Annotated in this window: 14 protein-coding genes and 1 tRNA gene; 6 read left to right on the forward strand and 9 right to left on the reverse strand. The window is 67.4% G+C overall.

Going from position 1 to position 13153, the window contains the following annotated elements; translation table 11 throughout:
- Positions 1 to 139 precede the first annotated feature (139 nt).
- Both AB0H75_RS15180 and AB0H75_RS15185 read left to right on the forward strand, forming a co-directional pair.
- On the forward strand, positions 140 to 883 hold the full coding sequence (locus AB0H75_RS15180) for a hypothetical protein (RefSeq protein ID WP_367796278.1): 744 nt from the start codon (positions 140 to 142) through the stop codon (positions 881 to 883).
- 393 nt (positions 884 to 1276) lie between these two features.
- Positions 1277 to 1343 (forward strand) — tRNA-Lys (locus tag AB0H75_RS15185).
- A gap of 167 nt (positions 1344 to 1510) precedes the next feature.
- On the opposite strand, the gene AB0H75_RS15190 is transcribed toward AB0H75_RS15185, so the two are convergent.
- Positions 1511 to 2428, reverse strand: coding sequence for a helix-turn-helix domain-containing protein (locus tag AB0H75_RS15190; RefSeq protein WP_367797123.1), 918 nt, complete (start codon positions 2426 to 2428; stop codon positions 1511 to 1513).
- On the opposite strand from AB0H75_RS15190, the gene AB0H75_RS15195 reads away from it, so the two are divergent.
- The 3 genes from AB0H75_RS15195 to AB0H75_RS15205 all read left to right on the forward strand — a co-directional run bounded on the left by AB0H75_RS15195 (position 2396) and on the right by AB0H75_RS15205 (position 4419).
- Positions 2396 to 2641 carry a hypothetical protein gene (locus AB0H75_RS15195; RefSeq protein WP_367797149.1) on the forward strand — a complete coding sequence of 82 codons (246 nt, stop codon included), beginning with the start codon at positions 2396 to 2398 and terminating at the stop codon, positions 2639 to 2641. The genes AB0H75_RS15190 and AB0H75_RS15195 overlap by 33 nt on opposite strands.
- 145 nt (positions 2642 to 2786) lie before the next feature.
- Positions 2787 to 2978 (forward strand): hypothetical protein, encoded by a 192-nt coding sequence (locus AB0H75_RS15200; protein ID WP_367796280.1) that lies wholly within the window; start codon positions 2787 to 2789, stop codon positions 2976 to 2978.
- A 274-nt stretch (positions 2979 to 3252) separates the two neighbouring features.
- On the forward strand, positions 3253 to 4419 hold the full coding sequence (locus AB0H75_RS15205) for a hypothetical protein (RefSeq protein ID WP_367796282.1): 1167 nt from the start codon (positions 3253 to 3255) through the stop codon (positions 4417 to 4419).
- A 1013-nt stretch (positions 4420 to 5432) separates the two neighbouring features.
- Here AB0H75_RS15205 and AB0H75_RS15210 read toward each other — a convergent pair.
- From AB0H75_RS15210 to AB0H75_RS15240, 7 genes are all read right to left on the reverse strand, one after another.
- Entirely contained in the window at positions 5433 to 5606 is a 174-nt protein-coding gene (locus AB0H75_RS15210) for a hypothetical protein (protein ID WP_367796284.1), read from the reverse strand.
- Positions 5603 to 5869: a hypothetical protein gene (locus AB0H75_RS15215; RefSeq protein WP_367796286.1), complete on the reverse strand. Its 267-nt coding sequence runs from the start codon at positions 5867 to 5869 to the stop codon at positions 5603 to 5605. The genes AB0H75_RS15210 and AB0H75_RS15215 overlap by 4 nt, the downstream gene beginning before the upstream one ends.
- A 309-nt stretch (positions 5870 to 6178) precedes the next feature.
- Positions 6179 to 7372 (reverse strand): DEAD/DEAH box helicase, encoded by a 1194-nt coding sequence (locus AB0H75_RS15220; RefSeq protein WP_367796288.1) that lies wholly within the window; start codon positions 7370 to 7372, stop codon positions 6179 to 6181.
- A gap of 585 nt (positions 7373 to 7957) precedes the next feature.
- Positions 7958 to 8164, reverse strand: coding sequence for a cold-shock protein (locus AB0H75_RS15225; RefSeq protein WP_367796290.1), 207 nt, complete (start codon positions 8162 to 8164; stop codon positions 7958 to 7960).
- A 522-nt stretch (positions 8165 to 8686) separates the two neighbouring features.
- Complete coding sequence (locus tag AB0H75_RS15230; RefSeq protein ID WP_367796292.1) at positions 8687 to 9145, reverse strand: hypothetical protein; 459 nt, start codon at positions 9143 to 9145, stop codon at positions 8687 to 8689.
- 361 nt (positions 9146 to 9506) lie between these two features.
- Positions 9507 to 11207, reverse strand: a complete 1701-nt coding sequence (locus AB0H75_RS15235) for an ATP-binding protein (RefSeq protein WP_367797125.1) — start codon at positions 11205 to 11207, stop codon at positions 9507 to 9509.
- On the reverse strand, positions 11207 to 11878 hold the full coding sequence (locus AB0H75_RS15240; protein WP_367796294.1) for a response regulator: 672 nt from the start codon (positions 11876 to 11878) through the stop codon (positions 11207 to 11209). The genes AB0H75_RS15235 and AB0H75_RS15240 overlap by 1 nt, the downstream gene beginning before the upstream one ends.
- A 110-nt stretch (positions 11879 to 11988) precedes the next feature.
- On the opposite strand from AB0H75_RS15240, the gene AB0H75_RS15245 reads away from it, so the two are divergent.
- Positions 11989 to 12435 (forward strand): hypothetical protein, encoded by a 447-nt coding sequence (locus tag AB0H75_RS15245; protein ID WP_367796295.1) that lies wholly within the window; start codon positions 11989 to 11991, stop codon positions 12433 to 12435.
- Between the two features lie 159 nt (positions 12436 to 12594).
- Here AB0H75_RS15245 and AB0H75_RS15250 read toward each other — a convergent pair whose 3' ends face one another.
- Positions 12595 to 12906 (reverse strand): hypothetical protein, encoded by a 312-nt coding sequence (locus AB0H75_RS15250; RefSeq protein WP_367796297.1) that lies wholly within the window; start codon positions 12904 to 12906, stop codon positions 12595 to 12597.
- Positions 12907 to 13153: the final 247 nt, after the last annotated feature.

The following is a 13153-nucleotide window of genomic DNA, read 5'->3' on the forward strand; positions in this document are numbered from 1 at the left end:
TATGCGATCAGCCGCAGGGCCGGACACCACGCGCTCCCGAACACAGGATTCGGCAGCCGAATGCTCAAAGCGCCCACCATGCCCGCGGGTCCAGACCTAGCCTGGAGATGGTTACAAGAGCCAGCCTAGGAGGCTAATCGTGGCCAAGCTGACGGAGGAACAGCGGGCAGAGCGAGCCCTCAGGCGAGCGCGGCAGAAAGCATTGGATGCGGAGGAGGACGATCGTCGCCAGGAGGCGCGGCGCCGCCAATGGCAGCGAGAGGGAACCTATATGACCTGGGAGGAGTTCCAGGCCGGTGAACCGTGCCGAGGATGCGGACAGCCTCTCTTGAACGGCGCCAGGGAGCTCCCTCCGCCCATCCGCCAGACTCCGGAAGAGCGAGCGGAGTCCGAGCAGGAAGAGGCCCGCTATCGACAACTTCATGGAGATTGTCGCTCCCACCGATGGAGCGTTGAAGGCTCGCGTACCCTGCATTGTGGGTACTGCTGTCCTATGCCGCCGCTCAGTGGCGAGCAGATCGCGACGCTGCGAAGCATCTTCGCCTCAGCCAGAACCGAGCAGCGCAAACGAGAGCTGGATGACTGGGATCTGACGCTGACCTGCGACCATGTCGTGCGCCGGACCCAGCATCGTGACCACAGCTATTGGTCCGGACGCGTCACAGAGTGCCCACCCTGCGGCACTCGCCGAGGCATCGTGCACACCCAGCGAATCGGGCCTGCAGGTGATACAGAGGGGCGCTTGCAACGAGAACGCCTGGCATCCGAGCTCCAGGCTGAAATGGCCAAACTGGAAAGGCAGAAGAAGGCCGCAGAGAAGACCGAGCGGAAGCTCGAAGCCCTGCGCAGACAACTGGAAGCCAGGACGACCGAAACGGAATGACCTGAGATGCGTCGAGCGGATCCGATCAACCCTGCGCCTGCCGAGAACTAGAGCCAGGCAACTCGAGTGGCATATAGGTCTTCTGCAAGACTCGGCCTAGTCAGATTCCGCCGGCTAACCAGCTGACGACCGAAGTAGCCTGTGCTCGGTCGACGTTGGGCAGGTAACGATTTAAGTGTTGGGACCTGTTCAGGAGCAGCATGTCGCGACCGTTAGGGGCGACGAGGCGTCAATCCAATCTAAAATGGAAACGGGTCAAGGAATGCCATCCGCCCATGGTTGCTCGCTAGATGCTCGCCGGCACCTGATACGTCATAACACTAGCTGGCATTTTTGGACATTTTAGGAGCGGACAAGTATGGCATCATGGCACAATGCGGCACGGTCCGGTAGGGGGCGCTATTTAGAACTGCGACTTTTAATCCGTAGGTTCCGGGTTCGAGTCCCGGGCGCCCTACCACGGTTCTACCAGGCTTTTCGCGCCGGATCGAGGCTCTGGGCGACGCCTGATTGACAGGAGTTTTGACAGGGGAGACCGATTTTCGATCTTCCCAGCGCCCGTAATGTCCGACTCCACCGACCGGCATTCCAGCCTCGGCGCGGCTCCATGCATTCCTGGCATAGCGGTTACAGAGGGTAGACGACCCATACCTGTCCGCGTATCCTCACGAGTCCCGAGCCGCCGCTCAAGCCCCGTGCGTGGAAGAAGTCGCAGGCGAGCAGTCCTTTCGCCTGCAGCCGTAGAAGCGTCCGCCAAGAGGTGTCGAAGTTTCGTGGCGCCGGCGGTTGTCGGCGTGAACGCAGAATCCGCCGTACGGTCGCCTCACTGACCTGCACGCCGAGCCGAACCAGTTCACCGTGGACCCGCCGATACCCCCATCTGGGGTTCTCGCGCGCCAGGCGGGGAATCAGATCCCGGACCTCTTTGCTTGTCCCGGGACGACGCCCGGCACGGTGTGGGTGGGTCCAGGAGCGTTTAACTAAACGTCGGTGCCAAGCCAAGAGGGCGCCTGGGATGACCAGCCGATGAGCTCGCAGCACTGTCGGCAGGAAGCGAGCCGAGGCCGCCAAGAGCGCCCGATCGGCCCAGTCCGCCCTCGGCCGGACGACCTGCCGCTTCAGCACGGCAACCTCATGTCGGAGCACCATGATCTCGGCATCCTTGGATGCCTGGCTACGGCCCAGCAACACCAGCCGGCCGAACACACGGATCAAGGTCAGATGCAGCAGACAAACCGGCACGAACTGCGATCTTGCCCGTGGTGCCTCTGGAGGACAAAACCGCAGATCAAGCACCACGCGATGAGTTGTGAAGCGGTACAGCCGACCACGACAGACTCCGCCCTGAGGTCTGGGAAGCCTGGCATGCCGCCGCCGACGGTCGCGTCCGGGGAGAGTCCCGGACTCTGCGGAAACCGCAGAAGGATGCCGGCCATCGGCCAGAGTGAAGCTCGGCCACCAGTTACGCTGGAGGTCCGACTCAGGCACCGCGACGGAGGGAGTCGAGCGACGGTGAGCGTCGACCTCGAACACGAGCCCCTTCATGACCTCGCCCGCCGGGTCATCCGGCTGGCCGAGGAGACCCAGCACGCCGCTCAAGTGCTCGAACGCCGCCTGGATGCGCTGGAACGCCGCTCCGAAGCCGCCGGCAGGGCTGAACGCATTTTGCGCGTTGCCGCCGGCATGCGAACCCACCTCGGCCGAGACCGACTGTCCGTTGAAGATCTGTACGACCCGGACACCGGTCTTCCCGCGTGATCATCGACTCCAGGTCCATCATTGCCGTCATCAACGGTGAGCCAGAGGCCATCCCGTTCGCTCACACCATCGCCGCACACGTATGTCGCATCTCGGCCGTCAACTACGTCGAAGCGGCCATTGTGACGGACAACCGTGGTAGGCCATGCGCAACGCCTTCGACACGCTCGTTGATGAGATGGGGCTCATCAACGAGCCGGTAACACCGCATCAGGCCAGGATCGCACGCCAGGCGTACCAGGCCTACGGCAAGGGCAACAACTCCAAGGCCGAGCTCAACATGGGCGACTGCTTCGCCTACGCTCCGCCAAAGACCTCAACCAGCCCCTGCTCTTAAGGCGAGGACTTCCCGCACACCGACATCACCCCCGCACAGCCCTGACGGTCCAGCATCCCTCTGCCCACATGTGATCACCAAGGTTGCCTCGCGGGCGTATTGTGTACTTCCGTGACTGGCCGCCCTCCTGACGATCATCTGGATGGCATCGTGGCGATCTGCCGTCATGGCGGACACGAGCAGGCGATCGGCATCCTCGATCTGCCGCTCCCCGTCCCGCCACCGGGCGGAGCCGAATGGATCCACACGTTGCGCCGCTGGGCCGGGTGAGAGCATGAGCGAATACCAGTACTACGAGTTCCTGGCCATCGACCGGCCGCTCACCGACCAGCAGCAGGCCGAGGTGCGCGCCCTGTCCACCCGGGCCCGCATCACCGCCACCAGCTTCACCAATGAGTACCACTGGGGCGACTTCCGCGGAGACCCGTCCCGCCTGATGGAGCGTTACTACGACGCTCACCTGTATCTGGCCAACTGGGGCACCCACCGCATCATGCTGCGCCTGCCCAAGGCCGTGCTCGATCCCGAACAGGCAGAACGGTACCGCGTGGGCGAGCAGGTCAACACCTGGACCAGTGGCGGACACCTCGTCCTCGACTTCACCAGCGAGGCGGAGGAGGAGTATTGGGAGGACAACGTCGAACGATCGCTGTCGGCCATTGTCGGCATCCGTGCCGAGCTCGCCGCCGGGGATTCGCGGCCGCTCTATCTGGCCTGGCTGTCAGCGTACGGTGCATGGGAACGTGACGAGGATGCCTTCGACTACGAGGAAGAGGACGCGCTGGAGCCGCCCGTCCCGCCGGGGCTGGGTTCGCTCAGCGCGCCACAACGGGCCCTGGCCGACTTCCTGCGCCTGGACGACGACCTGCTCGCAGCCGCCGCCGAAGCCAGCCCGCCGGCGCGACCCATACAGCACGACCGAAACGCCCTTGCCGCCTGGATCGGCGCGCTGCCCGCCAAGCGCAAGGACACGCTGCTGCTGCGGATGATCGAAGAGGACGGCGCGAAGGTCCGGTGGGAATTGCTGCGCGAGTTCGGCGGCGGGACTACGGGCCAGGAGGTAGAGACGGGGCGGACGGTCGCCGAACTGCTGGACGCCGCCAGCGCCCGCCGCCACGTACGCGAGCAGCAGGAGGCCGCACAGCGCGCCGAAGAACAGGCCCGCCGGGAACAGGAGCAACAGCAGGCCAGGGAACTGCGCCTGCACCGGCTCGCCCAGGATATCGACGCCGCGTGGGACTCGGTGGAGACCTCCATCGGCACCAAGAAGCCCCGAGAATACGATCTGGCCGTCGAACTCCTGCGCGACCTGCACGCCCTGGCCCTCCGTGACGAGGACGCCGGCGCCTTCACCCAGCGCCTCATCCACCTCCGGGAACGACACCGGGGCAAGCCAAGCCTCATCAAACGGCTCAACGACGCGGGCCTCACAGTCGGGTAGCCGGCGATTACATGCCTGGTGACCAGCGGTCCGCACCAGCGAGATTCACCTAGCCACGCTGCCCGGCCAGCCGAGAGGTGCGCGTGGTCAAGAGATGCCAACCGTTGCACGGTTGCTCGTCGGATGCTCATCGGCGCCTGCTACGGCATAACACCAGGCGGCACTCTCGGACATTTTGCGCGCGGACAACGCATGACATCGTGTCACAAGAGGACACGATTCGGTGGTGTGCGGCATTGAGATCGGCACGCGTCCGGCGCATCCGTAGGCCCATAGCGAGGACGACATGCGCGCTGTTTGCACTGTCGGACGTCAGCTTGTACCGCTTCATAACTCATCACGTAGGGCCTGAGCTGGGTGTTCTCCGGGGCAGCTACGCGACTCGGTGGTACTCGTTGATCAGTCCGCCGAGCGCCCTCCGGCGTTCGATGCGGCCTTCCAACGGGACGGCGGTCTGCTCGTCGTGATCGGGTGGCCGCTGCGCCTCGGCCCCGCAGCGCCAGCCAGCCGAACACCCGGATCATGATCAGATACAGGAGACGGGCAGACATAAGAGCTGATCTTGCCCGCGCCGCTGCATCAGCTCGACCTGCAGGTCAAGCATCCTGCGACGACTTTGAAGCGGTACACGGCACCACCCACGGCCGGATCGGTTGGTCAGGAGGCGGGCTCGACGCGGGAGTGCCGCGCCTGGAACCAGTCGGCGGCGACGTCCGTTCCCGTGACGCGGCCGATCAGCGCCAAGGCCGAGCTGACGCTCCCGTCTATCTCCACGAGCCCGCGGGACGCCCCCTCCTGAAGGGAGGATTCTAGATGGCTTGCTCCATTTCCTCACGTAGAAGGCATTGCCGGGCTTGTCCCGCAGTCCTTCTTCGGGGGTCGGATCGGGGAGCACGCGATAACGCGTGTAGAAAGCGCTCAGATCGCGACCGGCCGCCGCGTTCTGGTCCGTGGTGACTAACGGAGCGAGGCGTTGAGGGTGGGGACCCGGACGTCGATCCGGAGCTGGACCGTCAGACCGTCCATCGCCGTTGTGGGAGTGCAGTCCGGCCCCACCGTGACCAGTTGGTGATGCTGGTCCAGACGCTGATGTCGCGGGTGGTGAGGTCCGGGGTGCTGTCGTCGTCGACGACGGGTGCGCCGTCCTTGGTGCTCAGGTTGGTGTACACGATCGCGTTGGCGGTCACGGTTGCCACTCCGGCCAGCCGCCGGACCCGCCGGCGACGGTCGCCCGCGCCCGCCACCGCACGTGCCGGCCCTTCTTCAGCTTGCCCGCCGGGACCTGCAGCGTGTGTCGGGAGCCGTGGGCCTTCGCCGTCATCGTTCCCGACCAGGTCAGTTCCTTGCTCGTCGCCCGTCCGGCGCGCGGCGAGCGCGCCTTCGGCCCGGCCGGCTGTCCGGCCAGCTCCACCTCGACCTTCGACGGGCGGCGGCCCTGCGCGTCCGACACCCAGACGTGCAGCTTCGGACGGGTACCGGAAGCCGTCCATCGCCCCGGCCGAGCGCCGCAGTCAACAACAGGCCCTGGCCCTGCTCCACCAAGACCCCAACCGCCCCTGACCAGCCCGGGACATCGCCCGCCACCTCCGCGACGTCATCCTCGACGGCACGCCACGTATCGGCGGCTGTCTCGCTGGGCCGGCAGCCAGCTCATCCGCCAGATCGGGCCGGGTGTCCCCACCGCCCGGCCCGATCTCCGCGGCACTCTCGCCAACAGCCCAAAGCCTTGACTACCTGGCCTTGGGCGAGCCTTCCGCTCCTACCGGAATCGTCTGCCGTTCCGTCCCGACCGACGACTGGCAGCCGGTGCGGTGATGGTCACGGGGATGCCCGAGGGAGTCTGGGCGCCCGTGATACGCCTCAGCTCGGCCTCGCCCGAACGGACCTCGCTGGTCTGCGGGACGATACCGGCGTCGGCCATCAAGCGGGTCATGTCACGGCGCTGATTGGGCAGCACCAGGGTGACGACGCTGCCGGACTCGCCGGCGCGGGCGGTGCGGCCGCCGCGGTGCAGGTAGTCCTTGTGGTCACTCGGCGGGTCGACGTTGACGACGAGGTCCAGGTTGTCGACGTGGATGCCGCGAGCCGCGACGTTGGTCGCCACCAGCGCCGTGACGTGGCCGCTCTTGAACTGGGCGAGGGTGCGGGTGCGCTGGGGCTGGGACTTGCCTCCGTGCAGCGCGGCGGCGCGCACTCCGCTGTTCAGCAACTGTTCGGTGAGCCGGTCCACAGCGTGCTTGGTGTCCAGGAACATGATCACCCGACCGTCGCGAGCAGCGATCTCCACAGTGGTGGCTTGCTTGTCGGCACCCTGGATGTGCAGCACGTGGTGTTCCATCGTGGTGACCGCGCCCGCCGAGGGGTCGACCGAATGGACCACCGGGTCGCTCAGATAGCGGCGGACCAGCAAATCGACGTTGCGGTCCAAAGTGGCGGAGAACAGCATCCGCTGACCATCTGGGCGCACCTGGTCGAGCAGGTGGGTGATCTGCGGCATGAAGCCCATGTCAGCCATCTGGTCGGCCTCGTCCAGCACGGTGATGCCGACATGGTCCAGGCTGCAGTCGCCGCGCTCGATGAGATCCCTGAGCCGTCCCGGGGTCGCGATGACGACCTCGGCACTGTTGCGCAGCGCATGGGCCTGGCGGCTGATCGACATGCCGCCGACGACCGTGGCCAGCCGCAGCTTCAGTGCTTGGGCGTACGGCGTGAGCGCATCGGTGACCTGCTGGGCCAGTTCCCTGGTGGGGACGAGGATCAGGGCGAGCGGTCGCCGCGATTGTGCCCGCTGTCCGGAGGTGCGGACGAGCAGAGCCAGGCCGAAGGCGAGTGTCTTGCCCGAACCGGTACGCCCCCGCCCCAGGACGTCCCGGCCGGCCAGGGAGTTCGGCAACGTGGCCGCCTGGATCGGGAACGGTTCGTTCAAGCCCAGGCCGGTGAGCACCTTCAGCACTGCGGGCGGCATGCTCAGCTCAGCGAAGGTCGCGGCTGCCGGCAGGGCCGGGGTGACGGTGACCGGCAGCGCGAACTCCCTCTGGAGCGCGGCGGGGCGCCGCCCGTTGCCGGACCGGATGGAGGCGCCTGAACGGCCCTGAGCCGGAGAGCTGAATCGGCCGCCCCTGCTTCGGACGGAGCCGCCCGTACGGGGCGAAGAGTCGCGATCGTGAGCGCGAGTTGCGTGGTTCATACAGAACCTTCCTCGATGCGGCACGTGTCAGGCGATCCTCGACGCGATGAGCGGCACAAGAACAGCTAGCACGAGCCTAAGAAAGACGAGTCGAACCGGCGGAAACAGCCTGGGTTCGTACGTCGAGATGGCCGGCTTTCGCCGGGAAGAACGCGGCTGTGACGCCGCGCCGTAGAACTGGAGCGGGCCTGTGCCCGAACCAGAACCATCGGTGGTCATCCGGTGTGCGGCGGAAGAACAGACACGCTGTGCTTCTCGGGTTGTGAGGTCATCACGGCACGATGGATGCCACAAAAGCAACGCGCCGGGGATCACGCCTTGCGGCGCGAGCCCCGGCTACGTGGTGCGGTGTCAGGCGGAAACGATGTTCTCGGCCTGCGGGCCCTTCTGGCCCTGCGTGACGTCGAAGGCAACCTTCTGGCCCTCGCGCAGCTCACGGTAGCCGCCGTTGGCGACGATGTTGGAGTAGTGCGCGAAGACGTCGGCGCCGCCGCCGTCCTGCTCGATGAAGCCGAAGCCCTTTTCCGCGTTGAACCACTTCACGGTGCCAGAAGCCATGTTGATCTCCTTCGATGGGTGCAAAGCCGAAATCCGCATCGAACGGATTCCGCGTCGCCGAGATAGGACCACACACCCGGAGATGACCGGAGAACAAAAAATGCACCTGAGGCTACATACCGTCAGGTGCACACAAGTCTTTATGGGTACCACAACTGCAACTGAGCCCAATCTAGCACATGTGCCGTCGTGCTGCGCATGCCCCCCCGCCAACGTCGACATCATCCGCGCGCCATTGCCGCCTTGACCTGCACGTTCCAGGTCCAACTGCGCTGTTGTCCGCACCGCCCCCGATCGTCCAGGCGACCTCCTCGTCCTGCAGCTCGTCAAGAGGCCGCCATACAGGCCGGGAAAGGCTTACGGTTCCGGGCCCGCAGGTGTCCCGGCCGGCGCGGCCTGTCCGTACGACCGAGCAGACCAGCAGGCCGGCGAGGCACTCGGCGGCAGTTTTCGGCGGCGGGCCAGATGTGCCGCGCGCCGGTGGCCAGCCGGCGTGGCCCGCCGCCAGCGCGCACGGGCAGCTCAACTGGCCATCGACAAGGTCGCGGGCGAGGGGTTCGACCTGCCCCGGCTGGACGCCTTGTTCCTCGCAATGCCCATCTCGTTCAAAGGAAGGTGATCCAGCACGTCGGCCGGATCATACGAGAAGCCGCCACCGAGCACGACGTCGAGGTGCACGACTGTCTGGACGCACAAGTCCCGCAGGTGGAACGCATGTACGGCAAGCGGCGCCGTACCTCGCCCGGGGAGAATCCCTGGCTCGGCGAAGACCGCAGAAGGATGCTGGCTGTCGGCCAGAATGAGGCTCGGCCACCGGTTACGCCGGAGGTCCGGCTCAGGCGCCGCGGCGGAGGGAGCCGAGCGACGGTGAGTGTGGACCTCGAACACGAGCCCCCTCATGGCCTCACACCGGTCTTCCCGCGTGATCATCGGCTCCAGCGCCATCATGCCGTCATCGACGGCGAGCCAGAGGCCATCCATTCGCTCACGCCATCGCCTCACCGACCGGTAGACAGGCGACAACAACACCCCGCAAAACCCCATCTCACAGTGTGAAACTGCGTTTCGAGCGGGACACGGTCCGCGGGAGCGGATCTCACCCTGGTATCAGCGCCGAGCTGCCGTTCGAGAACGGTCATCATGCAGCGCTCCGAGCGGCTGGAGATCCTGCGCGTCCGGCGCTCCCCCAACAGGGGCATGACCTGGCTGGACGACATCATCGGCAGGTGCAGTGTGGCCGTGCGCCGCCGTTGGGCTGGGACGGCTGACCGCCGGCGGCGGGCGTCGACGACCGGCCGGTCACCTCCGAGCCGGATCATCACCGGCATGGGGGAGGGTCACGCTAGGCGGGGCGGGGCCCGGGCTGTCCAGGGGTGGGCTGATCGGCCCAGTCTCTGAGGAGTTGGTCGAGGCGGGCGGGGTCGAGTGGTTTGGCGAGGTGGGCATCGAATCCCGCGGCGCGGCTGCGTTCGCGGTCGGTGTCTTGACTGAATCCGGAGACGGCGATCAGGCGGGTGCTGCGGTGGGTCGGGGTGCGGCGCAGCCGGCGAGCGACGGTGTAGCCGTCAGGGTCGTCGCCGAGGGCGAGGTCGCACAGGATCAGATCGAACGGGTGGTGGGCGGCGGCGAGGGCGTCGGTGCCGTTGGTGGCGATGGTGACGGTGTCGCCGCGCTGGCGTAGCAGCACGGCGTACATGGCGGCGAGGTCAGCGTTGTCCTCGACGAGCAGGACCCGCATCGGCGCCCGGGTGGTGGCCGGCGCGGGGCGCTGTTCGGCGTTATTCGGCGGGGCGTCGGTGAGCGGCAGCCGAACGGTGAACGTGGCGCCGGTCCCGGGACCATTGCTGTGGGCGGTGGCGGTGCCGTCGTGCAGCGTGGCGATGCCGCGGACCACGGCCAGGCCCAGCCCCAGCCCGGCGTGGGCAGTCTGGCCGAATGTGCTGGCACGCACGAACGGGTCGAACAGACCGGCCGCCGCGTCAGGAGCGAAGCCGGGTCCCTCGTCGCGCACGCGCAAGAAGGCGTGCCCAGCGCCGGTGGTTACCTCGACTTGGACGGGGATGTCGGTGGGTGCGTGTTTGCGGGCGTTGTCGAGCAAGTTGCTGATCATTTGGGCGAGGCGGACCGGATCGCCGTCAACGATCGCCGGCGTGTCGGGCAACGCGAGATGGATCCCGGCGGTGCCAGGGCGGGTGGCTTCGATGTCACGTACGGTGGCGGCCACGAGCGTGCACAGGTCCAGCGGCCGGCGGGCGACCTGCAGGTGGCCGGTGACGACCCTGGCGGCTTCGAACAGGTCGTCGGTCATCCGGGTCAGGGCGGTCAGTTGCCGGGCGAGTACGGCGCGGGCCGGATGGTCGGGGACGTCCAGCCCGAGGACGTCGAGGGCGGCGCGGGCCGACGCGAGGGGATTGCGCAGTTCGTGTGACAGAGTGGCGATGAACCGGTCCTTGGCCTGCTGCTGAGCTCGCAGCGCGTCGCCGGCGGCGGCCAGCTCGGCGTTGACGCGCTGCAGTTGCCGGTTGGCGTCCTGCAGGTGACGGCCGCGGGTGAACAGGTCGGCCTCCATCTGCTCGACCCGGGTCTGCAGCGCCACGGCGACGCGTTGCTGCTCGCGGCCGTGACGGCGTAGCTCGACCAGGTCGGTGACATCCTGGACCCGGTGGACGATGAACTCCACACTGCCGTCGTCGGCGAAGACCGGGGTGTTGACCGGGCTCCAATAACGCTCGACGAACCCGCCCTCGGGGCTACGGATGTCATAGCGCTGCAGGGCGAGGGCGTCGGGCCGGCCGGAGTTCACTACCGTCTGCAGGGATCGGCGCAGGTTGCGCACGCCGTCGGCGTCCGGGTTGTCAGGATTGTCGGGGAATATCTCGAACATCGGCCGGCCGGCCACCGCCTCCCGGTCGATCATGGTGGCGTCGGCGTAGGCCTGATTGATGGTGACGATGGTGAAGTCGGCCGTCATGATCAAGTATGGCGACGGGAGCGACTCGAACAGTCGTTCGTAGTCCAACGCCCATCCGCTTGCGGACACCATCACGGGTCCAGCCGGTAGCCGATGCCGCGCACGGTGGTGATCCGCGGGCTGGTCGCGCCGGCCGTGGTGAGTTTGCGGCGCAGCCGGTACACATGCTCAGTAACGGACGAGCCGTCCTGCTGGTGCGGGTCGGCGCCCCACACCGCGCTCAGCAGTTGACCGGTGGTGAACACTTGCCGGGGCTGGGCGATCAGCAGCGCCAGCAACTCGTACTCCAGTGGTGTCAACGCCATCAGCACGCCGTCGACGGTGACCTCTCGTGACCGGGTGTCAACGGCCACTCCGCCGACGCGATGCACCGCGTCGGCACCCTGGGGGTGCGCGCGACGCAGCACCGCCCGGATCCGGGCAGCCAGCTCCGGCAGGGAGAACGGCTTGACGACATAGTCGTCGGCGCCGAGCTCCAACCCGACGACGCGTTCACGCTCCTCGGTCCAGCCGGTCAAGATGATCACCGGCAGGTGACGGCCGGCGCGTACCCCGCGCAGGAAGTCCAGGCCGTTGCCGTCGGGGAGGCCGAGATCCAGCACGAGCAGGTCGACGGGGTGGGTGCGCAGCAACGCCGCCGCGCCGCGGGTGTCGCCGGCGGTGTACATCCGGAATCCGTCGCGGGTGAGGTACGTGGTGGCCATCTCGACCAGGTCCGCCTCGTCATCCACCAGAGCGATCACCGGCCGCGTCACTGCCGGGCGCAGCGGCTCATGCGCGGGTGAGTCGTTGACCGGCCGGTCACCCCACGTAGATGCGGCACCCATGCGGCGATGCTAACACCGAAGATGTCATGCTCACCGCCGCACCCGGAGCCGCCATGTCGACACCAGATGATCCCGCCGGCTCGCGCGCCGCGCAAAGCACCGACGGGCCTGGCGCCCTGCGGCAGCATCGGGCACTGCAAGCGAAGGAACACAACACCGCCGCCCCGGCGCGGGCGGAGGGCCTGTGTCGGCACTCCGAGCGCGCCGACCAGCTCATCAAGCGCACCGGCCAGCTCATCGAGCGTGCCGACCAGCTCATCAAGAGCACCGGCCAGCTCATCGAGCGTGGCGACCGGCTCATCGCCGCATCCAGCGACCGCCTGTCGCCACGCCAAGCGCCGGCGTCGATCGGCACAGGCGAGGTGGCCGGGCCCGCCGCCGGCTACGGCGGAGAAGGGACAAGGGTGACGGGAACGCCGGCTTCAGCCAGAGAGCCGCGCCATTTCCACAGATATGGGTGGACGGTGCGATAGGGCGGCAGTGAACCACCGAAGGTTGAGCAGAGCTGCCCCGACCGGTCAACAGGCAGGCGGCCAGGAAGGTGGTGAAGTCGACCGCGGGCAGCACGGGCCAGGGCGCTGTGCTGGTGGGGCCGGCGGCCGGGCGGGGGCGGACAGCCGCTGATGGAACTCCTACAGGCCGATCATCTCGGCCAGGGCCGACATCGCCCGCTGGGCCTGGTGGATTGCGGGGGTCTGCAGCAGGTCGCTGTCGCTCCCCAGCAGCCACAACGTCGCTTTCGCCTCGGTGGCCGCGGTAGCCAGGGTGACGCTCTGCTCGGTGGTGAGCAGGCGGGCCCGGCCGACGATCACATCGGTGACGCCGGTGTCCTCCGGCCAGGTCCGGCTGATGGCCCGGTACTCGGCGCTTTCGACATCGACGGTGACAAGGAGATCACCATCGCGACGCTCCGTGCTCCCTCGGGCCGCGCCCGCCGACCGCACCAGCGGCCCACGGTGCGGCCGCAGGACGTCCCCCGGTGAGAATCAGATGCCGCCCTGGTGGAGCCACAGTCAGCAGTCCAGGGGTCAGCCGCTGGCCGGGCACGGCAAAGGCAGCGGGCAGTGACCCCCGGCGAGCAAGAATGTCGGGCGGCCGACCGGTCGGGCTGGCCGGGCGCGTCCACCACCCGCCGCACGGTGGCCGAGGCGAAGGCGCAGCGTCGCGCGGGGCAGCGGCGCATCCATCGCC

It is taken from the genome of Nonomuraea sp. NPDC050783, assembly GCF_040802095.1.
Taxonomy (GTDB): Bacteria; Actinomycetota; Actinomycetes; order Streptosporangiales; family Streptosporangiaceae; genus Nonomuraea.

Coding starts and splice junctions, on each gene's coding strand:
- AB0H75_RS15200 (WP_367796280.1), top strand. CDS start 2,787: ATGCGCAACGCCTTCGACACGCTCGTTGATGAGATGGGGCTCATCAAC.
- AB0H75_RS15245 (WP_367796295.1), top strand. CDS start 11,989: ATGCTCACCGCCGCACCCGGAGCCGCCATGTCGACACCAGATGATCCC.
- AB0H75_RS15205 (WP_367796282.1), top strand. CDS start 3,253: ATGAGCGAATACCAGTACTACGAGTTCCTGGCCATCGACCGGCCGCTC.
- AB0H75_RS15230 (WP_367796292.1), bottom strand. CDS start 9,145: ATGGATGGCCTCTGGCTCGCCGTCGATGACGGCATGATGGCGCTGGAG.
- AB0H75_RS15235 (WP_367797125.1), bottom strand. CDS start 11,207: ATGGTGTCCGCAAGCGGATGGGCGTTGGACTACGAACGACTGTTCGAG.
- AB0H75_RS15190 (WP_367797123.1), bottom strand. CDS start 2,428: ATGAAGGGGCTCGTGTTCGAGGTCGACGCTCACCGTCGCTCGACTCCC.
- AB0H75_RS15225 (WP_367796290.1), bottom strand. CDS start 8,164: ATGGCTTCTGGCACCGTGAAGTGGTTCAACGCGGAAAAGGGCTTCGGC.